The organism is Ruania halotolerans (assembly GCF_021049285.1).
Lineage (GTDB): Bacteria > Actinomycetota > Actinomycetes > Actinomycetales > Beutenbergiaceae > Ruania > Ruania halotolerans.
In genome coordinates, this window is sequence record NZ_CP088017.1 from 2,924,069 (window position 1) to 2,948,882 (window position 24,814).

The 24,814-nt window shown below is 67.7% G+C and carries 19 protein-coding genes, 1 tRNA gene and 1 pseudogene; 6 read left to right on the plus strand and 15 right to left on the minus strand.

The window, feature by feature from the left end:
- Position 1: 1 nt before the first annotated feature.
- Both LQF10_RS13045 and LQF10_RS13050 read right to left on the minus strand, forming a co-directional pair.
- A complete protein-coding gene (locus LQF10_RS13045; RefSeq protein ID WP_231064270.1) occupies positions 2–1,600 on the minus strand; it encodes an anchored repeat ABC transporter, substrate-binding protein in 1,599 nt (532 codons plus the stop codon).
- Complete coding sequence (locus LQF10_RS13050) at positions 1,587–5,210, minus strand: TIGR03773 family transporter-associated surface protein (RefSeq protein WP_231064271.1); 3,624 nt, start codon at positions 5,208–5,210, stop codon at positions 1,587–1,589. The genes LQF10_RS13045 and LQF10_RS13050 overlap by 14 nt, the downstream gene beginning before the upstream one ends.
- Positions 5,211–5,380: 170 nt before the next feature.
- On the opposite strand from LQF10_RS13050, the pseudogene LQF10_RS13055 reads away from it, so the two are divergent.
- Positions 5,381–5,482, plus strand: a pseudogene (locus LQF10_RS13055) (GTP-binding protein); the annotation flags it as partial.
- Between the two features lie 167 nt (positions 5,483–5,649).
- Here LQF10_RS13055 and LQF10_RS13060 read toward each other — a convergent pair.
- Entirely contained in the window at positions 5,650–6,573 is a 924-nt protein-coding gene (locus tag LQF10_RS13060; protein WP_231064272.1) for a LysR family transcriptional regulator, read from the minus strand.
- Between the two features lie 174 nt (positions 6,574–6,747).
- On the opposite strand from LQF10_RS13060, the gene LQF10_RS13065 reads away from it, so the two are divergent.
- Positions 6,748–7,989, plus strand: a complete 1,242-nt coding sequence (locus LQF10_RS13065) for a Glu/Leu/Phe/Val dehydrogenase dimerization domain-containing protein (protein ID WP_231064273.1) — start codon at positions 6,748–6,750, stop codon at positions 7,987–7,989.
- On the opposite strand, the gene LQF10_RS13070 is transcribed toward LQF10_RS13065, so the two are convergent.
- Positions 7,979–8,572 (minus strand): TetR/AcrR family transcriptional regulator, encoded by a 594-nt coding sequence (locus tag LQF10_RS13070; RefSeq protein ID WP_231064274.1) that lies wholly within the window; start codon positions 8,570–8,572, stop codon positions 7,979–7,981. The two genes, LQF10_RS13065 and LQF10_RS13070, sit on opposite strands and share 11 nt — an antisense overlap.
- Before the next feature lie 77 nt (positions 8,573–8,649).
- Here LQF10_RS13070 and LQF10_RS13075 point away from each other — a divergent pair, with 77 nt between their 5' ends.
- On the plus strand, positions 8,650–9,924 hold the full coding sequence (locus LQF10_RS13075; RefSeq protein ID WP_231064275.1) for an MFS transporter: 1,275 nt from the start codon (positions 8,650–8,652) through the stop codon (positions 9,922–9,924).
- On the opposite strand, the gene LQF10_RS13080 is transcribed toward LQF10_RS13075, so the two are convergent.
- Complete coding sequence (locus LQF10_RS13080; RefSeq protein ID WP_231064276.1) at positions 9,840–10,478, minus strand: TetR/AcrR family transcriptional regulator; 639 nt, start codon at positions 10,476–10,478, stop codon at positions 9,840–9,842. The genes LQF10_RS13075 and LQF10_RS13080 overlap by 85 nt on opposite strands.
- A 451-nt stretch (positions 10,479–10,929) precedes the next feature.
- Between LQF10_RS13080 and LQF10_RS13085 the strand changes: the two genes are divergently transcribed.
- The gene (locus tag LQF10_RS13085) at positions 10,930–11,274 is read left to right on the plus strand and encodes a hypothetical protein (protein WP_231064277.1); all 345 of its coding nucleotides are present in this window, start codon (positions 10,930–10,932) and stop codon (positions 11,272–11,274) included.
- A 17-nt stretch (positions 11,275–11,291) separates the two neighbouring features.
- On the opposite strand, the gene LQF10_RS13090 is transcribed toward LQF10_RS13085, so the two are convergent.
- Positions 11,292–12,245, minus strand: a complete 954-nt coding sequence (locus LQF10_RS13090) for an ATP-grasp domain-containing protein (RefSeq protein WP_231064278.1) — start codon at positions 12,243–12,245, stop codon at positions 11,292–11,294.
- Between the two features lie 54 nt (positions 12,246–12,299).
- Positions 12,300–13,349 (minus strand): aldo/keto reductase, encoded by a 1,050-nt coding sequence (locus LQF10_RS13095; RefSeq protein ID WP_231064279.1) that lies wholly within the window; start codon positions 13,347–13,349, stop codon positions 12,300–12,302.
- Positions 13,350–13,641: 292 nt separating this feature from the next.
- Between LQF10_RS13095 and LQF10_RS13100 the strand changes: the two genes are divergently transcribed.
- Positions 13,642–14,625, plus strand: coding sequence for a diacylglycerol/lipid kinase family protein (locus tag LQF10_RS13100; RefSeq protein WP_231064280.1), 984 nt, complete (start codon positions 13,642–13,644; stop codon positions 14,623–14,625).
- A gap of 90 nt (positions 14,626–14,715) precedes the next feature.
- Here LQF10_RS13100 and LQF10_RS13105 read toward each other — a convergent pair.
- A tRNA-Lys gene (locus LQF10_RS13105) sits at positions 14,716–14,788 on the minus strand.
- Positions 14,789–14,908: 120 nt separating this feature from the next.
- Between LQF10_RS13105 and bcp the strand changes: the two genes are divergently transcribed.
- A complete protein-coding gene (bcp, locus tag LQF10_RS13110) occupies positions 14,909–15,385 on the plus strand; it encodes a thioredoxin-dependent thiol peroxidase (RefSeq protein ID WP_231064281.1) in 477 nt (158 codons plus the stop codon).
- A gap of 110 nt (positions 15,386–15,495) precedes the next feature.
- Here bcp and LQF10_RS13115 read toward each other — a convergent pair whose 3' ends face one another.
- From LQF10_RS13115 to phnD, 7 genes are all read right to left on the minus strand, one after another.
- Positions 15,496–16,590, minus strand: a complete 1,095-nt coding sequence (locus LQF10_RS13115) for a LacI family DNA-binding transcriptional regulator (RefSeq protein WP_231064282.1) — start codon at positions 16,588–16,590, stop codon at positions 15,496–15,498.
- A gap of 81 nt (positions 16,591–16,671) precedes the next feature.
- The gene (locus LQF10_RS13120; RefSeq protein ID WP_231064283.1) at positions 16,672–20,157 is read right to left on the minus strand and encodes an early set domain-containing protein; all 3,486 of its coding nucleotides are present in this window, start codon (positions 20,155–20,157) and stop codon (positions 16,672–16,674) included.
- A 152-nt stretch (positions 20,158–20,309) separates the two neighbouring features.
- Positions 20,310–21,182, minus strand: a complete 873-nt coding sequence (locus LQF10_RS13125; protein ID WP_231064284.1) for a MurR/RpiR family transcriptional regulator — start codon at positions 21,180–21,182, stop codon at positions 20,310–20,312.
- Positions 21,182–22,063: a phosphonate ABC transporter, permease protein PhnE gene (gene phnE, locus LQF10_RS13130; RefSeq protein WP_231064285.1), complete on the minus strand. Its 882-nt coding sequence runs from the start codon at positions 22,061–22,063 to the stop codon at positions 21,182–21,184. Before phnE (LQF10_RS13130) ends, LQF10_RS13125 begins: the two co-directional genes overlap by 1 nt.
- Positions 22,060–22,875 carry a phosphonate ABC transporter, permease protein PhnE gene (phnE, locus tag LQF10_RS13135; protein WP_231064286.1) on the minus strand — a complete coding sequence of 272 codons (816 nt, stop codon included), beginning with the start codon at positions 22,873–22,875 and terminating at the stop codon, positions 22,060–22,062. Before phnE (LQF10_RS13135) ends, phnE (LQF10_RS13130) begins: the two co-directional genes overlap by 4 nt.
- Positions 22,876–22,903: 28 nt before the next feature.
- Entirely contained in the window at positions 22,904–23,686 is a 783-nt protein-coding gene (gene phnC / locus LQF10_RS13140; protein ID WP_231064287.1) for a phosphonate ABC transporter ATP-binding protein, read from the minus strand.
- Between the two features lie 80 nt (positions 23,687–23,766).
- Positions 23,767–24,780: a phosphate/phosphite/phosphonate ABC transporter substrate-binding protein gene (gene phnD, locus LQF10_RS13145; RefSeq protein ID WP_231064288.1), complete on the minus strand. Its 1,014-nt coding sequence runs from the start codon at positions 24,778–24,780 to the stop codon at positions 23,767–23,769.
- Between the last annotated feature and the right edge of the window lie 34 nt (positions 24,781–24,814).

Below are 24,814 nucleotides of genomic sequence, written 5' to 3' on the forward strand. Positions count from 1 at the left end.
TCTAGGTCAGGCATTCGTGTAGGGAATCGGCATTGGCACGCATCATCTCGACGTAAGTGGTGACCTCTTCGTCGAATGCGTCGCCGTAGATCGGGCACACCCGCACGCCCAGCTCGTCGGCGGTCTGCGTCAGCGTGGAGGATCGGCTGATCAGATTGGGTTCGAGGAAGACCGCGGGGATCTGCAGGTTCTGAATCGTCTGAACGAGGCGCCTGCGCTCCTGGATACTGGGCTCGGTCGACGGGTTCGGGGTCACGAATCCCGCGATCTCGATGTCGTAGGCCGAACCGAGGTAGCCGAATGCATCATGCGTGGTGACGAGGTGTCGACGCGGGGCAGGGATATCGGCGATCGTCTCCTCGACGTAGGTGTCGAGCTCCTCCAGCTCGCGGAGATAGTCGCGCGCATTGGCGCGATACTCCTCAACCCCGTCCGGATCGATCTCGATCGCCGTGTCGCGGATGATCTCCACGTACGCCTGGGCATTGCCGACGTTCTGCCACAGGTGCGGGTCGATCTCACCGTGCACGTGAGCGCCGAGGACGGCCTGGGGCAACTGGTAGATCTGCTCTCCGGCGCGCCCGAGGAACCGGTACACCGGATCGGGCGGGATCTCGTGCAGCGCACGCGTGGGCACGTCGATCACGACATCCTCTGCTGCGTACTCCTGCTGCGTGTGGTCACCACCGCCGTGCGGGTCCGCGAACAGATAGATCTGGTCGGAGTCGATGTCAACGGTCACATCGGCGTGGCCTCGGGACAGGACGGTGGAGTCCTCGTGTCCGGGCACTGAGTGCGGATCGACGCCGACGGCGAAGGTGAACGTGGTCTCCTCCCCGACGCCCGCAGTGGTAGCGGAGTCCACGGCAACCTCGGCCCGTACGGTGAGCTCGTAGATACCCGGCTCGGTGAATGCCCAGCTCATGTGGGTGTGGGCATCTGGAGGCAACCGTGTGAGGTCACCGGCATCGAAGCCATCAGTGGAGTCAAGGGAGAACGCCGGTTCACCGAACGTCTGCGTGAGATAGGCGAACATGTCCCCCGGGCCGCTCACATCCACGGCATAGAGATTCACCTGGGAACTCCGGTCGGCTCCCAGCTCCGCCCCAGTTCCGCGCACCCGCATGCCGAGCCAGATCGTGTCCAGGGAGACGTTCTCCACCAGCGGGATGATCTCCGCGGCGTAGCGGACGGCGGACTCGGCGAGGGAGACGTTCGGGACGCCGTCGGGAAGGTTCGCGTCCACGGTGCGGATGATCGACTGGTCCTCGAGCATCATGTAGTTCGAAAAGGCCGCATCGGCGTAGGCCACGGACCGCACGTCCCGCAGGGTGGGCTCATAGCTGTGCGGATCGGCTCCCTCGGGAACGAGCTGGGTCACCTCCATCCGGTCGCCCACCACATTCTCGGCGAGATCTGCCACGATGCCCGTGGTGGTGACGATGGAGAGCCCTTCGTCCTCGCTCTGCGCGGCGGGCGCGGCACACCCGGCAAGTCCGGTTCCGAAAGCGGCGAAGGCTGCGACGATCAGGGCAGGCCGGCGCCGTCCCCACCCGGAATGGACCGGGTGGCGACGAAGATCCCGATCAGCGCCGGACACGGAGGCGACGAGAGCCCACCACTGCGAGCACACCGATGATCGCGGCCAGTGCACTTGCCATGGCGAGACTACCGAGGTCGGTCTGCGTTCCGGTCGAGGCCAGTGAGCAGGGCTGCCCAGAGGCAGTGCGGCCAGTCGTCGCATCATCGCCGCTCTCCTCCTCCGCGGCCGCGCCGTCTGCACTGTCTTCACTGCCGTCAGGCGCAGCGCTCTCCTCCTCGGAGGTGTCGTCACCAGAAGCGAAGGTGATCACCCCGGCCCCGGCGCTCACCTGGGCCGCGGAGGACGGGTCGTCCTGACCCACCGAGAAGCGCAGCGTGTCCGTGGCACTTTCGCCATCGGCGCTGAGCGTGAAGGTCACCGCGTAGGCGCCCGGCTCGGTGAAGACCCAGTTGCCGTGCTGGTGGGTGTTCGCCGGGATGGTGTAGGAGAGCGGACCCCCGACGGTGTCGACCACCCGTTCTCCGACCAGCTGACCGAAATTGCCGTTGAGGAAGATGGCCAGCTCACCCGGCCCTTCCACGGACTCGAGCGTCATCTCGACGCCGTTCGCCCCCGGGCCGTTGACGATCGTCTCGTGCTGGGTGTTCCAGCCCAGCCACGGCACCCCGGCCTCCTGGTTCTGCTGGATCATCCACACGTCCTGACCCTGCGGTGCGATGAAGGACAGGTCGTCCGGGACGATATCTGCATCCCGGCGTGCGTGGGAGTCGTCCAGGACGAAGACGACCGTGCTCGGATCGCGCCAGACCGGCGGTGCGGTCCGATCGTCCTTGACCTGCATCTCGAAGGTGCCGTCATCGACCACGGCGCCGAAGTCGAAGTGGCCTTCGGTGCCGTAGACCACCGATCCGGTCGCTCCGGACGAGCCACCCGAACCACTGCCGGAGTCAGAGCCCGATCCGGAGCCATTGGACTCCACGGGGAAGCACTGAGGCGGCGTCCCGGACCCGTTGTCCTTCTGCGGCTGCACCGGGGTCGGTCCCGCGTCTGAACCGTCCGGATCCGGGACCTCCTCATCCGGTGTCGGCCTCGGCGTCGGGTCCGGGGTCTCCTCGTCCGGATCCGGCGTCTCGTCCACGGCCGCCGGAAGGACTGTCAGTGCCGTCCAGCCGACGAGGGTGTTCTCGCGGTCCACCACGGCCACACGGTGCTCACCGGGCGCGGTGCCTGCCGGGATCGCTGCCTGGAAGGCGCCCTCACCATCGGTCAGCACCCAGTCGTTCGTCACGGCCGCCGGGTCGGAGTACAGGAACGCCGCTCCGTACGCGTCAGCCACCGCAGGCGCCAAGATGGTGACCTGCTCGCCTGCGCGAACCTCGTTCGGGTCGACGGAGACGTCACCACTCGTGGCCTCAGTCAGCTCGCCGGCATCGGGGGCCTGAGGTGAAGTTGCTGGTGGTTGCAAGCAGTCCCGATAGTCGTCGGGCAACTCATCACCCACGCTGAAGAGATACCGCGCAGTGTCCGTCGTGGTCTCGGCACCCGTCCCCGAGTTCGTCGCTGTCGCGCTCACGGTGAGGTAGTAGGCACCCGGTTCGGTGAACGCCCAGTTGGCGTGCACGTGTGCCAGGTAGTCCTGGTGGATCGTCCCGGGCAGCTGGTATCGCTCATCGGTCAGCACCGAGCGCAGCTCACCGAAGGATCCATTGGTCCACAGGTAGACCTCGCCCGGGCCGTCGACATCGGTGATGTCGATATCGACAGTGTCGTACCCGCTTCCGGACAACTCCTGGCTGTCCCAGCCCGGCCAGAGCAACTCCTGATCCTGGTTCAACGGCAGGTAGTACGCAGCGACGCCGCGTAGATCCCCGGGCAACGCGTCGCTACCTGGGAGGTCGGTGAGAGCCCGCTCCTTCACGTGGAGCTCAACATCACGCGGATCGTGGACTACCTGGCTACCCGTCACATCCTCTTTCAGGGTGAGTGTGGCGGCACCGTCGTCGATCCCGATGTTGAAGGCGTCCACGTGGCCGGTCTCAAGCATGAGATCCCAGCACTGCCCAGGGTCGTCACCACCAGGGTTGTCATCGTCGTCGCTGACCTCGATGGTCACGGCGTCGGAGGCGACCACAACCTCGCCATCGATCACCAGGACGGCGCGAAGCAACTGACCATCCGTCTCAGCCGTCCCGGTATAGGTTGCCGAGTTCTGTCCGGATATCGCGGACCATTCATCGGTACCGGCGGACTCCTCCCACCGGTACGTCGCCTCGGCGTGTTCCACATCGGGTGCCGCGGTCAGCTCGACCGGAGCACCCTCGTCGTAGGGGTTGGTCAATCCCTCGATCGCCAACGCAGTTGGCAACGGGGGATCCTCGGATTCGGTCACCTCGACCGTGACCGGTTCCGAGGTGACAATGACCTCACCCTCGATCAGGAGCTGGGCACGGATGTGCTGACCGTCAAGCTCGGCAGTGCCCGTGTAGACAGGGCCGTCCTGCCCCTCGACCAGAGTCCATGCCTCACCGTCGGTGGAGATCTGCCAGGCGAAGGTGGCATCGTCGACGAGCAGATCCGGCTTGGCTTCGAGGACTATGTCGGAACCAGCGTCGTATGGGTTGGCCAGACCATCCAGCGTCAGCGACGTGGGCAGGTCGGGCTCTTCCTCCTCCACCACGACTGTCACCGGTTCGGAGGTGACGGACGTGTCCCCGACGGTGACGATGGCGCGCACCTGTTCGCCGTCAGTGTGGGCCGTGCCGCGGTACTCGGGCGCATTCTGCCCCTCGACGATGCTCCACTCGCCTCCGGGCACCCTGCTCTGCCAGGACCAGGACGCATCCGGAATCTCTGGAGACTGGGACGCCGTCAGGGTCACCTCGGAGCCGGCGGGGTAGGACGCCTCCGGCGGGGAGACTGCCACTACCTCCGGCGCGCGATCGAAGTCACCGACGGAGAACAGGTACTGTGCGCTGTTCGTGGCGACCACCGCTCCGGTTTCGGTGTCCAGCACGTCCGCGGAGGCGGTGAGCCAATAGTCGCCCGGCTCGGTGAAGGCCCAGTTTGCGTGTACGTGGGCGAGGAAAGACTGCGTGATCGTGCCTGGTAGCTGATACCCGCCGTCAGCGAGCAGTGACTGCATACTTCCCCAGGTGCCGGTCGACCACAGATACACCTCGCCCGGCCCTTCGACGCCGGTGATGTGGATGTTCACGGGCGCGCTGTAGCCACTCGAGCCGAGCGACTGACTGTCCCACCCCGGCCAGAGCAGGTCTGGATTCTGCGTCATCGGCAAGTAGTAGGCCGTCCGGTCGTACAGGCCTTCCGGGAAACCGCCGCTGGCAGGAAATTGCATGAGCGCATCCTGCTTGACATGCAATTCGACGTCCTCAGGCTGATGCCGGACGTGCGAGCCGGTCACGTCCTCCTTGAGGTTGAGCGTGGGGACGCCGTCAACGACATCGATGTTGAACGCGTCGACATGGCCGTGGTCGAGGAACAGGTCGCGCTCGTAGGAACCTGCCGCCTCCACCGGCACCGCCGTGGCACTCACCGCGAGCGCGGCGGGCGTGAGCAGTGCGGCGACGAGACCAAGCAGTCCGACGAGGGCGGTCCCGAACCGGCGTCGACCGGACGGATGCAACGGGGCGGGGGTGCACGAGGGCATGAAGGTGTCTCAACAATCCAGCGCAGATGCGCGTTCGGCGGGCCCGATAGGAACGTCGTTACTATAGATAGTGGTTTTCATTCTCGTCAAAGTGACCTACTGTTGCTCCGGAGCGAGCGCCAGGCGCTGGGCAGATCAGAAGGAGGCACCCGCCGGTGGCAACGATCCCGGTGATCGCGCTCACGGGTCATCGGGGCGCAGGAAGGACCAGCCTGCTCAACCACGTCCTGCGTCAGCCAGGAGCACGGGTCGGCGTGATCGTCAACGACTTCGGCGACGTCACCATCGACGCCGGCCTGGTGACCGGACAGATCGACCAGCCGGCCTCGCTCTCCGGGGATGCCTGTGCTGCATGGAAGATGCGGGTGGACTGGACGAGGCGCTCGAGCGCCTCGCAACTTCGCACCTGCGCCTCAGCCTCTGATGGCCCCGGTCCCGCCTACGGCAGAGAGGATCCCGCTGCCAGGCCCCGTTCCGCAGCCGCGGTGCGCACCGCGTCGATCACCAACTCCAACGACCGACGGGTCGGATTGGTGGCGCGGTGGGCGAGGGAGACCGTCCGCAGCACCGGCTCAGTGAGGGCGATGATGTCCACACCGTCGGGCACCGTATTGAGCACGAGGTCGGAGACCAGCGTGATCCCGAGCCCACCGGCCACCATCGCCAGCGCCGTGGACTGCTCCTCCACCTGATGCACGATCCGAGGCTCGAATCCGCTGCGCCGGCACGCGATCCGTACCGCGCGCCCAAAGTGTGACTTCGCTCCGGCCAGCACCCATGGCTGTTCCGCGAATGCCGCCAGGGCCGCGGTGGATTCGAGCACGGTGCCGGCCGGGACTGCGGCGTGCAGGCGTTCCACGGCGATCACCTCCCGCACCAGCGCGGGGTCCCATGGCATCGCGTAGTCCGAGTAATCGATCACGAAGGAGAAGTCGAGGGAACCGTCCAGGACCGCTCCGGCGGTGTCCTCAGGTGCCAACTCTCTGGTGCGCACCGCAATACCGGGGTGTTCCTGCGCCAGTCTGGCCAACGCCGTCGGCAGCAAACCCGAGGCCACTGACGCCCAGACTCCCGCCTCAAGCCGCGAGACCACACCGCCCTGGGCGCGCTCCAGGGCCATCTCGGCTCGCTCCACCGAACCGAGGATGTCCTCGGCGTGTTCGGTGAGCAGCACACCGAGTTCGGTGAGCCGAATGCGGCGTCCCATCCGCTCGAACAGCGTGGCACCCACCTCGCGCTCAAGCTGCGCCAATTGCTGGGAGACCGCCGAGGGGCTGTAGTGCAGGCTTGCGGCCGCACCGGTGACCGTGCCGCGCCGATCCAACTCGCGCAGCATCCGCAACCGGCGAAGGGACAGCTCCATGGGCGTCAGGATACGGCCCGGCGCACGGATCATGAAGGAGAACTGCACGATTCCGTGCATGAACGTGTGCTAGACGCCACGACCGCGCGGCCGCACTCTTGAGGGACAGGCAAAGGAACGCCGTCCGGCGCTCTCCAGACAGACCTCGCAAGCACCCAGCAGGAGGTGATCGTGATGACGACACTCGACACACGGTGGCAGAACACACCCGCCGACGACGGCCGCACCGGCACGTCGACCACGCACGTCGAGACCAGGGCCGAGCCGTACCGCCGGATCCACTGGACGGATCCGGTCACCGGCGCCCGCGGGTACCTCGTCCTCCAGACGCTCGTCTCCGGCCTGGCCACCGGCGGCACCCGGATGCGCCCCGGTTGCACGCTGTCCGAGGTGGAGGATCTGGCTCGCGGAATGGCCGCCAAGACGGCGGTCTTCGGGCTCCCTGTGGGCGGCGCGAAGGGCGGGATCGACTTCGACCCCCAGGATCCGCGTGCCACCGGTGTGCTGGAGCGGTTCTTCGCTGACATGAAGCCGTGGCTGGACGCCCACTGGGTCACCGCCGAGGACCTCGGCGTCACCCAGCAGCGCATCGACGACGCATTCGCCGCGGTAGGCCTGGGCCAGTCCTTCCACGCCGCGATCCAGCGCTCGAGCGACCCGGCGGCCACCCTCGAGCGGGTGCGTACCGGGTTGGAGATCATGACGGATGACGGCTGCGTCCTCGGTGATGTGATCGGCGGTTACGGTGTGGCGCAGGCCTGCCTCGGTGTCTTCGCGACGCGCGCCTGGATGCAGCCAGAGGTCGCGATTCAGGGTGTCGGAACGATGGGCGGCGCTGCGGCGTTCTACCTCCACGAAGCCGGCGTGCACGTCGTGGCAATGGCCGATGCTCTCGGTACGTTGTACGACCCGAACGGGCTGGATGTGCCCGCGTTGCTCGACCTGCGCGATGACTACGGCACGATCGACCGCACCCGGGTCCCCGCCACCGTGACCCAGCTACCGCGCGAGTCCGTGCTGGCCGTCGAGGCAGACATCCTTGTCCCGGCCGCCATCTCCTACGCGATCACACCCGCCAATGTCGATGACGTGGCCGCCGCCGTGATCGTGGAGGCAGCCAACACCGGCGTCACCCGCGAGGCCGAGGCATTGCTGGCGAAGCGTGGTGTGATGGTGATCCCCGACATCGTGGCCAACACCGGCGCTGCCGCGTGGGCCTGGTGGCTGCTGTTCGGGTGGGTGGGCACCGACCCGGCCGAGTCCTTCGACCGGCTGCACACCGAGATGCGCACCAAAGTGGCGCGACTGCTCGAGGAATCCATGCGGACCGGTACGTCCCCGCGTGAGACCGCGTGGAGCATCGCGTCCGCGAACCGGGCGGCGATGGACAACCGGCCCGACGCCATCATTCCCTGAGCACATCGGAGCATTCGGCGCGGGCAAGGAGATCGGCGGCCGCTGCCCGCGCCGTCCGGAGTTGCTGAGCGCTGCCGTCGATACCGCGCTGCGCCACGGCCCCCTCGGCCAGGAGGAACACATGGTCGGCGAGTTGTTCCGGATCACCTGCCTCCGGCCGGTCGGCTTCGATGAGCTCACCTATCCGACGGCGGACGGCCCGTTTGTGCTCGCGGATCACCTCATACCCAGGGTGGTCCTCGGGTAATTCGCCGGCGGCGTTCAGGAACGCGCAGCCGCGCTGCACCGAGGGTGCGTCCCGCTCATAGGCATCGAACACGGCGAGAGCGCGCGGCGGCCTGGCCGCCTCGATCCGCTGCTCGAACCGCTCCCACCACCGCGCATGTCTGCGCTGGAGGTAGGCCGCGACGAGCGCCTCCTTGGAACCGAACCGGTCATACAGCGTGCGCTTCGTGACGCCCGATTCGGCGGCGATCGTATCCACCCCAACCGCGTGGATACCGCGCGCGTAGAACAGGTCCGAGGCCACCTCGAGGATGCGTGCGGCGCCGGGTGTCAACCGCGGCGGCCGATCTGCCTCCATGCGGTCACCTCCTTGACTTCACAGGTCAGTGTACATAACGTGCACTTCACAGACCTGTGAAGTGATGAGGGAATTGCATGAGCGACACCACGACCAGTGCATCGACACCGCTGCTGAGTGCGGCCGGCACCGTCCGCCTCGCCGGCGCCGGCCTGTTCCTGATCGCCGTCTGCTACGGCCTGGCCCGGTTCGCCTACGGCCTGTTCGTACCCGTCTTCCGCACCACCTTCGGCATCGAAGCCGCTCTCGCCGGAGCCATCGCCTCCGGCGCCTATGCCGCATACGCGGTGACCATCGTGTGCGCCTCGCTCCTGACTCCGCGCTGGGGAGCGCGCCGGATCGCCATCATTGCCGGAGCCGTCGCCACCGGCGGGACTGCGCTGATTGCCACTGCACAAGGGCCCGCCACGCTCGCGCTGGGCGTGATCATCGCCGGGTCCAGCACCGGCATTGCCTCACCCCCGTTGGCTCACGCCGTGGCGCAGTCAGTCGCCGAACCCTTGCGGAACAGAGCCCAGACCGTCATCAATGCCGGCACCGGAGCAGGCGTGATGATCGCTGGACCGATCGCGCTGCTGACGCTGGACCACTGGCGACTGGCCTGGGTGATATTCGCGCTCCTGTGCGCCGCGGCGACCACGGCTGCCGCACTGACCATCCCCGCACCCGACGGGACGCGTCACGGCGGTGCGCGCTCACCGCTCGTTCCGCGCCCGACGTTCCCTCCGGGCGCGCTCCGGCTACTCACGGCCGCCGCGCTGATGGGGGCGAGCAGCTCAGCGATCTGGACCTTCGGGCGCGATCTGCTGGTCTCCGTAGGCGGGATGAGCGACCACGCCTCGACCGTGCTGTGGATCCTGCTCGGCGCATTCGGCCTTGTCGGCGCCGTCGCGGGCGATCTCGCCCAGCGCTGGGGAGTACGGCGCGCCTGGCCCGGCGTCGCTCTCAGCATGGCGGCGGCCACCGTGCTCCTCGCCCTGGCCCCCGGCAGCCCGGGACTGGCCGGCGTTGCCGCAGCGGTGTTCGGAGCCGCGTACGTCGCGGTGACCGGATTGCTCTTGCTGTGGGGAGCCGAGGTGTACCGGCATCATCCTGCGGCCGGCGTGGGCATGGCCTTCCTGTTGCTCGCCGTGGGCCAGGCCGTGATGTCCCCTCTGGTCGGCCTGATCGCCGACCAGATCAGCGCGCTCGTCGCCTTCTCGGCCGCCGCGGCGATCGGGTGCCTCGGCAGTGCGTTCGGTCCTGCACGCCATGGCAGAGCCCACGCTCACTCCTCGACCGGCAGCCCGTGCCCGGCGAGCAGTGCCTCAACGCCTCGAGTGAACTCCTCTGAAGGATCCCAGGGCAACTGAGCCATCCGGGCAGTCAGCGGGGCCACGCTCAGATCGACGTCGAACGGTGCCGGCTCCTCGCCACGCTCGAGATCTCCGAGCTCCAGGAACAGGTAGCCGTAGAGGAACACGGTAAGTGCGTACGTCAGGCGACTTGCCTGACCAAGGCTGAGTCCGCCGTCGTGGCAGGCCTGCAGCAGCGCTTCGCTCAGGGCCACCGAGGCCGGTCCGCGGACGGGGGTGGCGGCCAGGATCCGCAGCACCCCGGGCTCGGCCAACAGCGCCCGGCGGGCAACGAGCGCGAAGGTGAGCAGCCTCTCCCCCGGCGCCCCGGCCCGCCTGGCCAGCGGCCCGAGGTCAATGCGGGCGAGGCCGCGATCGGCGAGGCGCTGATGCAGCTCATCCTTGGAGGAGACGTAGGTGTAGAGCGCGTTGGGTGCCACATCGAGGCGCGCCGCCACCGCCCTGATGCTCACTCGATCAGGGTGCCCGGCGGCGAGCAACTCCTCGCCCGCAGCTAGCACGCGCTCCAAGGTGAGGTCACCGCGTGGACCTCGGTTGCGGCGCTGTGGCATCGACGAAGCATAGTGCCGAGCGTGGCATCTGTACGGTGTACAAATAGCATGGAGATCTTTCTCCCTTACCGCCCCTCCGGGCGCCTGCCACGTGAATCGGTCCGAACCCTCACCTGGTTCACGATCGTGTTGCTGGCCGTCACGGCCGCGATCATGATCCCCTTCTGGTTCGGTGGCACGAGTACCGATCTGCTGGTCACGCTCACGCCCGCCCTGCAGTGGCTTCCGCTGCTGGTGATGCTCGGCGTGCACCTGAGCCTCCGGCGCGGCACCTCGTTCGTGCGGCAGTCGGCCATCACACCGCTGCGGCCGTTCGCCCCGATCGCACGGACCGGCGCGCTGATCACCCTGGTGCTGAGCGGGGTGCCCGTGGTCACCATCGCCTTCTCCGCCGGCGTGGGTGCGCAGGAGTTCACGATTGCCGACGGCGCAGGTTCGGCCGCGCTGATGATTGCGGCACCTGCCGCTGACCGCCACCTACCTCGTGGACGGCGCCATCCCCGCACGGGAGGTGCTGGCCACCACGGTGAACCTCTTCCTCGCCGCCTTCGTGCTCAGCGCCGTGCGATACCTCTCGCACTCAGTGTGGCCGGCGGTGCTCGGGCACGCCCTGCTGAACACGGTGCTCGTGTACGCCTACGCGAACTTCATCATCCCCACCGCCGACCTCGGCGAGGGCGCGTACTGGCTGCACACCGCCGTCAGCTGGGTCGTGTGGATCGCCGCGATTGCCGTGACTGTGTGGCACCTGGTGCGGGCACGCGGCAGGTCAGGCGCCGCCGTCCAGACGCGCTGAGCCGGCGGGCGTGCTCCTCAGGCGAGGTCGATATTGTTCGAGTCCGGCCCCATCCGGATCTCGGCTGCGAGGGAGTCGGCGAACCGTGCCATCGCATCGCGCCCCAGGGAACAGTGCAGGGCAGGATCGATCAGCTCGAGCTCCATCACCACCGGGTTGCGGCCCGAGGGGATCAGATCCACCCGGGCGTACGGCAGCGGCCGGCTGGAGATGTTCCGCCCCGGGATCCGCGCCCGGGCGAAGGCAAGCGCCTGCTGCGCCGCCTCGATCTCCGCATGGGTGGCCTTATATGCCTCCATCTCCTCCACCTGGAAAGCGTTCGGGTCATCGATACCGGTGAGCATGGCACCCTTGCGCATTGCGTGCGAGAAGGTGCCGTGGAAGAACACCAAGGCGATCTCCCCGTGGGAGTCCACTTCCGGCATGTACCGCTGCACCATGACGCTGTGGCCCGCTTCGATGAGATTCTTCGCGTGCTCGATCGCATAGCGGCGCGAGTTCGCATCGGTCGCGGTGTAGCGACCCGCCCCTTCGGAGCCGGCCGCAATCGCCGGTTTGATCACAAAGTCCTCGCGAGCCGGGAAGCGGTTGTGCAGACCGCGCTTGTCGTACCCGTTCTCGGGCTCCAACCAGGTGGTTTGCACCGTGGGCAGGCCGTGATCCTCCAGGGCCTGGAGGTAATGCTTGTCGATGTTCCAGCGCACCACGTTCGGTGGGTTCACCAGGCGCGGGACCGACCCGGCCCAACGGAGGAACTTCTTGCGCTGCGAGGTGTAGTCCCACACCGAGCGCAACACCACGAGGTCGTACATGGACCAGTCCACGTCCGGGTCGTCCCAGACCACGGCATCAGCGGTGACCTCGCGCTCAGCGAGCGCATCGAGCAGCGGGGCGTCCTCGGGGTGGAGATCGGGCAGCGCGGAGCAGGTGACGAGCGCGAGGCGCGCACCGGCGTCAGGGGAAATGGTCACGATCGAACCGTACTAAACCTTGACGCCGGTGGCGCTCAGCGCACTGAGGTCAACTCAGCGGCCACCCTCGATCTTGCGGTGTCGCTGGCCCACACCGGGTCCGCCATAGGGGTAGTCGTCCACGTCGGGTGCGCTGGCCTCGGTCAGTCGCTCGATGTCCTCGGTGCTCAACCGCAGCTGGACGGCCCCCAGGTTGTCGTTCAGCTGGTTCAGGGACCGCGCACCGAGGATCACTGACGTGACGCCCGGCTGAACGCCCAGCCAGGCGAGCGCCACCTGGGACTTGGTCGCCCCGTGGGCATCGGCGATGTCGGTCACGGCGTCCAGGATCGTCCAGGTGCGCTCGCTCTCGTTGCGCTTCTTCCAGGCTTCCATACCGCGCTCCGGGTTCTCCCCGAGCCGGGTCGCCCCGCTCGGCGGGACATCGCGTTCGTACTTGCCGCTCAACCAGCCACCACCCAGTGGGGACCAGGGCAGTAGACCGATTCCGGCATCGAGTGAGGCGGGGACGATCTCGTGCTCGATGCCGCGCACCAGCAGGCTGTACTGCGGCTGCAGGGTCGCCGGCGGCGCCCAGCCGTACCGCTCGGCGAGGTGCACGGCCTTGGTGAGCTGCCAGCCGGTGAAGTTAGAGAAGCCGTAGTAGCCGATCTTGCCGGCCGAGACGGCATCGTCGAGAAAGCGCAGCGTCTCCTCGAGCGGGGTCAGGGCGTCCCAGGCGTGCAGCTGGTACAGGTCGATGTGCTCCACGCCGAGGCGGCGCAACGAATCGTCCAGTGCCGTGCGCAAGTGCCGGCGGGAGGTGCCCAGATCGTTCGGGCCGGCGCCCATCGGGAACCGGCCTTTCGAGGCAATGACGACCTGCTGTGCCTCGGTCGGGTGCGCTGCGAGCCAGCGGCCGATGATCTCCTCGCTTGCTCCGCTGCTGTACACGTCCGCGGTGTCGAGGAAATTGCCGCCGGCGGCGAGGTAGGCATCGATGAGAGCGTGCGAGGTTTCCTCGTCGGCCTCCTTCCCGAACGTCATGGTGCCCAGGGCTTGTTCGAAGACCACGGCTCCGCTGCGGCCAAGAGTGCGGTAGGGAGTGGTTCCGGTGACAGTCATGCGAACGATCTCCTCAGGATGCTCAGCGGTGAGAATGCGCACGAACGGCGCGCGAGTGGCAGCCTCATCCCTAATCAGGCGCAGCGACAAGAACTACCGGCCACTCGACGATAGAACTGCCGCCACCCACAAGTCCAACAGTAATATTTGCTCAATCTCAGCAACGTCAGTCATGAATGTGGCGAACGTGAGACACCTGTCGCGCTGATGGGGTTATGGTCCCGAAGTGCGGACTGAACCATGATCTGATCAGATCGGCTGACGTGAGGGGTGAGTCCCGGGGAGGGCGTGCGTGCGAGGGCAAGGCTCCGAGGAGACCGTCGAGCACCGAGCGGCCGTCATCGTCAATCCGGTGAAGGTCGATGTGGCCCGCCTGCGATCCGCCGTCACCGCCGAGGAGAAGGCCGGTGGATGGCGACCGTCGGCGTGGTTCGAGACCTCGCGCGATGATCCCGGTCAGACGGCGGCACGCTCGGCTTTGGAGCAGGATCCGGCAGTGGTGATCGTCGCCGGCGGCGACGGGACGGTCCGTGCGGTCGCGGAGGTTCTGCAATCGAGCGGGACTCCCGTGGCGATCGTCGCGGCCGGCACCGGTAACCTACTCTCCCGCAACCTCGGCCTGATGGACGGCATCGACACCGCAGTACGCACCGCATTCACCGGAGCCGATCATCCGATCGACGTCGGCGTCGCCGAACTCACCGACGCCGAGGGGCAGGTGACGACGGATGTCTTCCTCGTGATGACCGGGGTGGGCCTGGACGCGCGGATGGCCACCGACACCAACAGCGTTCTGAAGAAGCGGATCGGCTGGCTCGCCTACACCGATCCGATCAGCCGGTCCGTCTTCGGCAACAAGCAGTTCTCGATGCACTTCCGGGTGGGCGCGGCCAAGGAACGCTCGGTCGACGCGCACACGGTGATCGTCGGCAACTGCGGCACACTCACCGCCGGCATTCTCCTCTTGCCCGATGCCAGGCTCGACGATGGACTCCTCGACGTCGTACTCCTGCGCCCCAAGGGGTTCTGGCAATGGCTCCGCGTGGGCACCAGACTCGGGATCGGCGGACTCCTCCACCGCACCAAAGGCGGCCGAGTCGCCCTTCGCGCCACCCCTGATCTGCGCGCCCTGCGATACGTCCGCGCTCGCACACTCAATGCCCGATTCGATGAGCCGCAGAGCATCGAACTCGACGGGGACAGCTTCGGTCTCGTTTCTGCTGTTGCGATCACGCTGCGCCCCGGCGCGCTCATTGTCCGCGTACGGGAGCGGTGACAGCACTGGTCGTTCGACCCAGACCGATGATGGTTCGCACGAACCAGACGACAACGGCCCGCCAGCGTGGTGCTGACGGGCCGTCTGGGGTACACCCCCCGGGACTCGAACCCGGAACCCAGTGATTAAGAGTCACTTGCTCTGCCAATTGAGCTAGAGGTGCGAGCGCGTCAGCGATATTAGCAGCCTTGACCCGCCTGAAGCGAACTGGCGCATCGCCTTCGCGAGGCTGTCAGTACCGGCGCATAGGCTGAGGACACACCCCACATCCTTGGAGGATTCCATGCCGCGTCTCGAGCCGGGCCAGGCCGCGCCCGACTTCACCCTGCCCACTGCCGACGGGGGCTCCTTCTCGCTCGCCGAGGCCCGCGAATCCGCCGAAAACGGCGTGATCGTGTACTTCTACCCCGCCGCGAGCACCCCCGGCTGCACCACGCAGGCGTGCGACTTCCGCGACTCTCTCGCGTCCCTGACGGCCGCCGGGTACGCCGTCGTGGGCATCTCACCTGACCCGGTGGAGAAGCTGAAGACGTTCACCGAGAACGAGTCGTTGACGTTCCCGTTGGTCAGTGACGTTGAGCACACGGTGCTTGAGCCGTGGGGCGCCTGGGGCGAGAAGAAGAACTACGGACGCACCTACACCGGCGTGATCCGCTCCACCGTGGTCGTCGACCCGGAGGGCGCAGTGTCGCTGGCCCAATACAACGTGAAGGCCACCGGGCACGTCGCGAAGTTGCGTCGCGACCTCAAGGTCGACTGACCGGGCGCGGCACCCACCACCGGGCACGGGCTAGGGCCGGCTAGGTCGATCAAGGAAGTAGCGACCTCCTACGGAGTCGGCCCCAAGCCGCTTCGGAACTGGTTGAACAGTTATCGGGATGCCCACGGTGGTGCCGGGACTGAGTTCCCCGTCGTTCCCCGCACCCGCAGCACCGGGGAAAGCGCCAGGCTGGACCACGCCCTCGGCGAATCGGCCCTAAGCCGCGACATCACCCGCCGCAGGCACAGGTGCGCGCCGGACTCGCCGACGTCGTGACGCGGCGGTGCGATCGCCGTCAGCGGGGTGGCACACAGCGCCGCCACCTCGTCGTCATAGGCGATGACAGCCAGGTCGGCCGGGATGCTCAGCCCCGCGTCCTCGGCCAGATCCACGAGACCGATCGCGACCTCGTCCGGTACGACGATGACGCCGTCGACGTCGCCGGTGCGGCACCGATCCACCAGCGCGGTGAGCGCCTCGTGCACGGCAGCGGCCGGTGCGCCTGCCGGCGGTAGCGTCACTGCCGCGGGTTCGAGTCCGACGGCGCCGAGGGCGCGCCGAACGCCGGCGCGGACCAGCGGCGCCGTGGGGCCCGTCCTGGTCGCCACCACGATACGAGTGCACCCGGTCTCGAGCAGATGCGCGGCGGCGAGCTGGCCACCGACCTCGTGGTCGCACCGGACGATGTCGAGCTCGCCCTGCCACGGCGACCCGTCGAGGCTGCGCTCCAGCACCACGACGGCGGCCGGCGCGGCGGCCAGGAGCTCATACGTCTGTGGGTCGTCGGGGGCGTGGGAAGCCGGGGCCACCAGCAGCCCATCGACCCCTCGATCGAGCAGCCGGGTGATCTGCTCGCGCTCCCGGGCCCGCGAATAGTCGGAGACGGCCAGGATCATACGGCTGTCCGCGGCAGCGATCGCCTCTCGCGCCCCGCGGATGATGTCGGGGAAGTAGTACGTCGCCGAAGGCACCACCATCCCGATCGTGGCCACCGGCGCGCTCGCGCGGGGCGCGGCCAAGGGCTCGCTGGGCGAGACCGCACCGCCATGGACGCGCTGGAGCATCCCCGCTAGCTCGAGATCGGCGAGGTCGCGGCGGACGGTCATCCCGGAGGCGCCGACCCTGAGCGCGAACTCCTCGGTGCGCACGGTGCCGTGCACCCGCAGCTCACGCAGGAGCCGGGCACGCCGCTCGGTCGGGAGCATGGCTCCCATTGTGCCCTCGCGCTCGCTCAGCCTGACGCCGATCTCACCGGCACTCGACCTGCCGACGCCTGCCTCGGCGCGTCAGTCGACCTCGACGGTGAGGGGATCGGAGGTGCTGGTGCCGGCGTCGTTGATCCATTCGAGGCGGAAGACGTAGCTACCCGGTTCGAGCGAGTCGACCTCGTGCACCATCTGCTGGCGCTTCGGGGTCTGTGGCTCGAGTTCCCCCTCGGCGACGAGCGCCTCACCCTGGTAGAGACGATAGCGATCGGCGTTGGTGCCCCACCACAGGTTCCCGGTCAGGGCGAACGAGCCGTCGCCGTCCCAGTTGTCGTGACTGAGCACGGGCACCCCGGGCGCAGCGTCCGTCACGGAGACTGTCAGCGGCGCCGTCGTGGTCCGGCCCGCACTGTTGACGAGCTCAGCGGTGTAGACGTAGTCGCCGTCGGTGCGGCCGGTGAGGTCGAACTCCACCTCCTGAGCCGCCGGGCTCGCCGCGTCGACGCGCTCAGAGGCGATCAGCGTGCCGTTTTCGTACAGGTGCACCCTGCTCGCGTTGCTGCCCCACCACACGTTCATGGAGACCGTGTAGTCGCCGTCGCGCAGACCGGTGTCCCAGCCGTTATCCGAGCTGAGGACCCCGACCGCGGGGGGTTGCGTCGCGTCGTCGACTTCCGTGGGGAAACCGTCCTCGACTGAGCTGAGGGCGGCCAGGTCGATGACGCGGCCGTCGAGTAGCAGGTCTCCGTCGAGGAGTTCGGCCTCCAACGCTCCGCCGGCGGAGGTGGCGAGCACGATCCCGAACTCGACGTCGGTACCGGTCCGGGTCAGCCGCAGGGTCTGGTCGATGACCTGGACGGTCAGGCCCTCCCGGTCCGGCACGAAGCCGGACAGGGTCGCGCCGTCGGCGCCGGTGAAGGTGAACAGGGGTTCGTGCGCTGCGCCCTCGGGGAAGGTGGCGATGGTGACCGTCTCGTCCGGGCGCAGCTGCCAGTCCCAGCTGTGGGAGGTGGTGTCAGCGAAGGTGTCGTGGATGGCCACGATCGCATCGGCGTCGCCACCCGGTGCAAGATCGACCACCTGCTCACGCTCGGCCGTGGTCACCTCGAAGTTGGCCGATCCGTCGAGATGGACGTACCCACCGCCCTGGCCGTCGAATGTCCGGGAGGCCAGGCTCACGCCCTCCCCGCGCACGGTGTTGTACTGGTTCTCGAAGGGCTCCAGCTCACCGTCCACGAGCGGTTTGCTCCATAGCAGCGGGTCCTGGGCCTTGCCACCTTGCCCTGCCCAGGACGTGTCGTGACCCATCCAGGAGAGGGCGAAGGTCTCCGCCGCGGCCCAGCCCTTGTGCTGGGTGTTGCGGTTGGAGGTGGAGATGAGGGTGTCGTCGGCGTCGGCGAGGTCGGAACGGAAGGCATAGAATCCCGCCTCGTCGTCGAGCAGTGCCTGCTGAGCGAGCTGCGCCGCCTCACCGCTCATCTGGTCCGGGTCGCTGCTCACCTCGGAGGGGTAGTACAGCACGGCGAACATGCTGTGGACGTCGTCGAAGCGCGGCTCGGCGGTGGCGACCCCCTGGACATGGTCGTAGAGGTGCTTCAGGCCGGGCAGGGCACCCTCCGGTGCGGTCGGGAACAGCAGCGGGAAGGTGCCGCTGACCTGGTTCGCGGGCCCCGAGACGCCGAACTGGGAGACGTCGCCGTCAGCCCTGGTGGAGACCACGTGCAGGGCGAGGTTCCAGAAGTCGACGTCGGCCAGCACCGGATCGAGGGCGCGTACTCCGGCATCCTGGGCCATGAAGAGGGAGGGGAACAGGTAGAGCTGGGCGTAGTGGAAGTAGTCCCACCCCTCCTGGGTCCATCCGGTCTCGGTGTAGCCGTCCTGCAGGTGGCGCGCCACCTGGTTGATCAGGTACGTGATCCGTTTGTCGTGAGTGCCGAAGTCGCCGTCACCCCGGGCGGCGAGCAGCAGCGCCAGTTCGGTGCCGTGCGTGACCGCGACCCAGTTCGAGGCGCGGTCGGCGCCGTCGAGGGTGTCGTGGTGGTAGGTCGAGAGCAGGTCGGTGGTGCGGGTCATGAGGTCGCGCACATCCGCGCGCTGGGCCTCGGTCCAGCCCGCATGGGCCAGGTCGTAGGCGGGGGCGAGATTCAGTGCCCCGCGCCCGAGTTCGAGTCCCATGTTCGTCTCGCGCGCGGCGATCCAGTCGGCGCCGGCCATGACGGCGTCGTAGGCCATCTGCGCGTAGCCGGCCTCCCCGGTGACGGCGTAGGCGAACGCCGCATCGCGGGCACGATAGAGCTCGGTCGCCGAGCCCGGGTAGGCGGCTCCGGACCCGTCGAGCCGGGCGGTGAGCGCTTCCCAGGCACCGCTGACGGTCGGCTGGCCGGCGGCGAGAGCGGCCTGGATGCGCGCTACCACGTCGGCGTTGACCAGCGTGCGCGGGTGCTCCTCGGCGCCCACCACAGCGCGAGCGAGTTCGGTCCCGGCCGAGCGAAGCACCACGTCGTCCCCAGGGCTGCCGGCCGGCGCATCCACACTGCCGTCGTCACCGGAGACGGCCACCGGTGCGGTCTCGCCCACCTGGATGCTCAGATCGTCGGCCGGGTCGTCTTCACCGACCGCCCAGCTGACATGCGTGCCCTGGTCCTGTTGCAGTGCCGTGACGAGGCTGAGCACCGTGCGATCGTCGAAGCTTCCGGCGGTGGTGGTGGTGGCCGGCGGGCTGGTGGCCAGGGCGTCGCCGTCGGGGCCGAGGGCCTGGACCAGGTAGGTGTATGTGGTCGCTGGTGCGGCGCCGTCATCGGCCGTCGTGGGAGCCAAGGCGACCTTGATCCGGTTGTCGGCCGACGCCGTCGGCGGGGCGGTTCCCTCGGCCCGGTGGACCGCGTAGCGGTCCGCCTGCACATCGTCGAACGCCCAGGTGAGCTCGACCGGCCCACGTGCGGTCGGTGAGGCGGTCAGGGTGGAACCGGTGGCGACGGTCTCGGTGATGCTGAGATCGGCGAACCAGATGGTGCCACCGGCCCGGTCGAGGATCGGTTCGATGGAGATCCGGGCTGCGTCCTCGGGAAGCACGATGTCGGTCGAGTAGGGCCGCCAGTCGAATGTGCCGGTGACGTAGGGTCCGGCGCGGACGGGCACGACGACGCGGCCGGCTGCGTCGTAGGCCTGGATCCGCAGCATGCTGAAGCCACCTGTCAGAGCATCCCCCCGCACCCAGCCGGTCAGCGTGAGTTCACGTGCGGTGGCGGCGTCGACGTCGATGCGCTGGGTCAGTGCCAGGCGCGCGTCGGCGCCGGAGACCGAGCTGATCGCCACGGCCGGGCCCCCGGTAGGGCCAGCCGTCTGGTCGACGTCGACCATCGCAGTGCCCGCGGGGGCCCAGGTGCCCCACCCAGTGGGCACACCGTTCGTCCCGACCGCAGCGAAGGTGGGGTTGGCGATCTCGGGAGTCGTCGCGGCATGGGCAGGACCTGCCCCGACGACGGATGCGACCGTACCGATCAGCGCTGCAGTGAATGCGGCTGCCAGGGCAGAACGCGCCCGGGAGCGCAGGGACATCGGCGTCATGAGATCTCCTTGCCGGCGGTGGACTGGAGCCCCGACTCTGGCAGATACGAACGCCGCAACGCACGGATCTACACAGAACTGAACAGCCGCCGTCGAGCCGGTGTGCCTCGATCTGTTGCCGGCGGCGGCCACAACCGACCCCTGATCAAGGGCTACGGCGGGTCCTGAAGGAACACCTCACCGATCACGTCGAGCATGCGCGCCTGCGCCAGCCGAGCGCTCTCCGGGTCCGCCTGGATGAGCGCCCGGATCAGCGCGTTCACCATGATCGTCTGACTCAACCGGGTGGTGCGGGTGATCTCGTCCCGGAACGAGGACGCGCCGAGTGCAGAGACGAAGCTCACCGTCGCGATCTCCGTCAGCGGTGAGGTGGTGAACGCCGTCAACGCGATCAACCCGGCACCCGTGGCCCTCGCCGCACGCGCGGCCTGCACGGTCGGTCGAGTACTGCCGGTTCCACTGATCACGATGCACACGTCTTCCGGATGGAGCAGGCGGGCCCGCACACCCTGAGCGATGTGGTCCACCGGTGCCTCGGCGCTGCGTCCAATCGCATTGAGTCGCATCGCGGCCTCCATGGCCACCGGTGCAGAGAGTCCGTTGCCGATCACCAAGACCGAGCGTGCCTTCAGGAGCAGCTCCACCCCGGTCTGCACATCGCCGGGATCGAGCAGCGCCGCGAGATCTTCGGCCGCCCGGGCCACATCCCGCACCACCGCACGCACCACGCCGACGGCGTCCCTCGGCTCCCCGTCCTCACTCCCCCTGGCCGCCAGCCCGACATCCCGGGCGAGAAGTACCCGCAGCTGTGGATATCCGGAGAAACCGAGACGCTGAGCCGCTCGGACAACGGTGGCACGAGAGGTACCAGCGGCATCCGCGACCTCCTGTGCGGAGGCCTCGATCGTCCACTCGGGCCGGTCGATGAACACCTGCGCCACCCGCTGCTCGCTCGGGTGCAGTGCAGATATCCCCGCGCGGATCAGGGCCGGCACACTGCCGAGCTCGGGGTTCGCGCCAGACATCAGTCCACAACCGGCTCAGGGATGTCTGCCTTGGACGTGCTCCGACCAGGCCCGGAGATGATCCGTTGACGGACGGCGGCCGAGATCTGGTCCACGATGACCGTCACCACGATGATCACCACGAGGGTGATGCCGATCCGGCCCCACTCGCGACCATTGAAGAGTTGACCCAGGATCGATCCGATCCCGCCGGCCCCGACGATGCCGAGGATGGCGCCCGCACGGATGTTGATCTCGAACCGGTACAACCAGAACGCCACGATCTCGGGGAGGACCTGCGGCACCACGGCCCAGCGAAGTAGCTGAATCTTCGACGCCCCGGCAGCGTCGAGCGCCTCCATCGGCCCGAGGTCGATCCCTTCGATCGCCTCGCTGGAGAGTTTGCCCAGGGTCCCCACCGATCCGATTCCGAGGGCCAGGGCGCCGGCGAGCGGACCGAGACCGAAGATCGGAATCATGAATACCAGGGCGAACACGATCTCAGGTATGGCGCGGATGATGTTCAGCACCTGCCGCACGACGAGCACCACGGGGCGTGGTGCCACGTTGCTGGCTGCGAGGAATGCGATTGGGAAGGAGATGATGGCACCGATCAGAGTGCCGATCCACGCCATCTGGAGTGATTCGATCATCAGCGCGATGCTCTTGGACCAGTAGGCGCTCCACGGTTCCGCTATGGGGTTCTGGAGCAAGCCCTGGCTCATCAGCCCGAAGTACCGAGGCGCCTCGGTGACGATCTGCCCCACGCGCTCCCATCGCGCGTCCACCTGCCATAACGCCCAGAGCACGATGGCTGCACTCACGATGAGCCAGATGGTTGTGCGCACCTTCGACGGCGGCGCGGGCGTGTTCTTGCGCGCGGTGGCCTCTGCGGTCCTCATGTGAGCCTCCGGCGGATCGCGCGTGAGGACTGATCGAGCACGAAGACCACCGCGAAGAGTGCGAACACCACAGCGGCGAGCTCCTCGTGCTGCAACCGGCTGACCAGCAGATCGATGATCTCTCCGATCCCCCCTGCTCCGACGATTCCCAGCACGGCCGAGGCGCGGATGTTCAGTTCGAACACGTAGAAGCAATAGGAGAGGTAGTTCGGGGCGACCTGTGGCATCACAGCGAAACGGCCGCGTTGGAACCGGCTGCCGCCAGCGGCCTCGACCGCCTCGATCGGTCCGCGATCCACGGCGTCGATGGACTCCGAGGTGAGTTTGGCGACGATGCCGATGTTGAACACGATGAGTGCGAGGATGCCGGGGAGGGCTCCGGTCTGCACGAAGGCAACGAACAGCAGGCCGTAGGCCACGTCCGGCAAGGATCGAACCACGGAGAGCACCAGTTTGGTGACCCGGTAGACCGCGATGGTGGGCGCGGACACCTTCGAGGCAAGCATGGCCAGCAGCAGCGCGAGAATCGAGCCGACCAGCGTTGCCAGGATGGCGATGTAGAGCGTCTCGAGGAAGGCGTCAATCACCGCAGGTCTGGTCAGGATCGACCAGGCGGGATCGAAGTATCGCGCGACGATCTCCCGGCCGCGCATCGCATCGGTGAACAGCGGCGTGAGGGTGAACTCGATCCCGATCGCCGAGTAGACGGTAATGGCGAGGAACGCGACGAGCCCCAGGATCGCGCCGATCGAAGGCGGCGGCTTGACCGGGCGGTCGGACTGCGAGACTGTTCGCACGGCGGGCGCGGTCACGCGGCCGCCACGGTGCTGTACGTGGTGTTCACGCCACTGGTCCCGCGTTCTTCTCCGCCACATCGTCGGCGGTCAGTGATCGACCGTAGATGGACTCGAAGACGGCGTCGTCGGCCTCCTCGCCGGTGCCGTCGAAGACGACCTGTCCGTCTCGCATTCCGATGATGCGATCGCCGTAGCGGCGGGCGAGGTCCAGGAAGTGCAGGTTCACCACCGTGGTGATCCCGAGGTCGCGGTTGATCCGCTGCAGATCCCGCATCACAGCGTTCGCCGTGGGCGGGTCGAGTGAGGCGACGGGTTCGTCGGCGAGCATGATCTGCGGCTGCTGGGCAAGTCCGCGTGCGATCGCCACCCGCTGCTGCTGGCCGCCGGAGAGTTGCGAGGCGCGCACGTACGCCTTCTCGAGGATGCCCACTCGTTCCAGCGCGTCGAAGGCGATCTCCTTGTCCTCGGCGGAGAACCACCCGAGCAGTGAGCGGAGAACACCGGTGGAGTGCAGGCGACCGGTGAGCACGTTGTTCATCACGCTCGTACGGCTGACCAGGTTGAACGACTGGAAGATCATCCCCACCTGGGAGCGCAGGTGCCGCAGTTGCCGGCGGTTGGCACGGGCTACCGGCGCGTCGTTGACCAACAGCTCTCCACCAGTCACGGGGACGATGCCATTGATCGTGCGCACGAGCGTGGACTTTCCGGCACCCGAAAGACCCACGACCACCACGAACTGCCCCTCCGGGATGGTCAGATCCACGCCGTCGAGCGCAGTGGTGCCGTTCGGGTAGGTGACGGACACGTCGCGAAACTCGATCATGACCCACATTCCTTGCTACGCGCCGGTGGCGCAGGCGGGATGGTTTGCGCCCCGCCTGCGCCGTTCGGCTGATCGACCGATCACAGTCCGGCGAAGTTCGCTTCCACCTGCCGGGCGGCGTCGAGGGCGTCCAGGTCGGCCGGGACCAGGCCCTCGATGGAGTACACCGCGTCGTAGGCGGCGGCGCCCTCTTCGGTCTCCATCACGGCGACCATGGCATCGGCGATGCGCTGCTGCAGGTCTTCCGAGAGGTCTCCGGCCACGGCCACGCCGTCGTTCGGGATCTCGTCGGAGTAGGCGAACACGGTGACTTCCTCACCGATCTGCGGGTTCTCCTCCACCACGTTGTCGCGAGCGTCGTCGAAGCTCACGCCCACCGGGTAGTCCCCGCTGGCCACGTTGATGATCGAGTTCGGGTGCCCACCGGCGAACTGGGTGTTCAACGCGAGTGGGTCGAGGCCGGCTACGCGCTCGAGCTGAGTGGCCGGGTAGTAGTACCCCGACGCCGAAGAGGAGTCCACCATCGAGATCGGGGTGTCCTGCTCGATGAGCGCGAGTGCATCCTCGCCTGCGGGGCCCGCCTCGGCAGCGTCCGCGCCGTTGCAGAAGGTGTAGGTGGAGCCATCCTCGTTCTCCACCTCGACCACGTCGTCCAGGCAGTAGGTGTCCGGGTCGTTGGTGAACCACTGCGTGTGATAGGTCGAGGATCCGAACCGCACCGACTGCAGGATGATCTCGGCATCAGCCTGGTCAGCTGCCTGCACAAGGGCGATCGGGCCGAACATCCCGATCTGCGCCTGACCTGTCTGCATTGCCGTGACCAGCGCGGCGTAGTTCTCCGTGACGTTGGTGGTCACGGGGATTCCCAGCTCCGCCTCGATCAGGGCTCCGAGTTGGTCGGCATCCTCGACCAGGGAGTCCATCTCCTGCGAGGGGACCAGTCCGAGAACGATCTCCTCGGGGTCGGCCATCTCCTCGTCGCCACCGGTCTGTTCACCGCCCGTTTCATCCTCAGCAGGTTCGTCGCTGGCGCAAGCCGTCAGAGCCAGCGCGGCCGCGGCACCGATGGCCGCCCAACGCATCGCACGCTTCATTTTTCACCCTCGTCGTTCGGGGCACCGGTCGGCA

Coding starts and splice junctions, on each gene's coding strand:
- phnE (WP_231064285.1), bottom strand. CDS start 22,063: ATGAGGACCGCAGAGGCCACCGCGCGCAAGAACACGCCCGCGCCGCCG.
- LQF10_RS13080 (WP_231064276.1), bottom strand. CDS start 10,478: ATGCCACAGCGCCGCAACCGAGGTCCACGCGGTGACCTCACCTTGGAG.
- LQF10_RS13065 (WP_231064273.1), top strand. CDS start 6,748: ATGACGACACTCGACACACGGTGGCAGAACACACCCGCCGACGACGGC.
- LQF10_RS13050 (WP_231064271.1), bottom strand. CDS start 5,210: ATGCCCTCGTGCACCCCCGCCCCGTTGCATCCGTCCGGTCGACGCCGG.
- LQF10_RS13095 (WP_231064279.1), bottom strand. CDS start 13,349: ATGACTGTCACCGGAACCACTCCCTACCGCACTCTTGGCCGCAGCGGA.
- phnD (WP_231064288.1), bottom strand. CDS start 24,780: ATGAAGCGTGCGATGCGTTGGGCGGCCATCGGTGCCGCGGCCGCGCTG.
- LQF10_RS13125 (WP_231064284.1), bottom strand. CDS start 21,182: ATGTCTGGCGCGAACCCCGAGCTCGGCAGTGTGCCGGCCCTGATCCGC.
- bcp (WP_231064281.1), top strand. CDS start 14,909: ATGCCGCGTCTCGAGCCGGGCCAGGCCGCGCCCGACTTCACCCTGCCC.
- LQF10_RS13060 (WP_231064272.1), bottom strand. CDS start 6,573: ATGGAGCTGTCCCTTCGCCGGTTGCGGATGCTGCGCGAGTTGGATCGG.
- LQF10_RS13120 (WP_231064283.1), bottom strand. CDS start 20,157: ATGACGCCGATGTCCCTGCGCTCCCGGGCGCGTTCTGCCCTGGCAGCC.
- LQF10_RS13075 (WP_231064275.1), top strand. CDS start 8,650: ATGAGCGACACCACGACCAGTGCATCGACACCGCTGCTGAGTGCGGCC.
- LQF10_RS13115 (WP_231064282.1), bottom strand. CDS start 16,590: ATGCTCCCGACCGAGCGGCGTGCCCGGCTCCTGCGTGAGCTGCGGGTG.
- LQF10_RS13070 (WP_231064274.1), bottom strand. CDS start 8,572: ATGGAGGCAGATCGGCCGCCGCGGTTGACACCCGGCGCCGCACGCATC.
- phnC (WP_231064287.1), bottom strand. CDS start 23,686: ATGATCGAGTTTCGCGACGTGTCCGTCACCTACCCGAACGGCACCACT.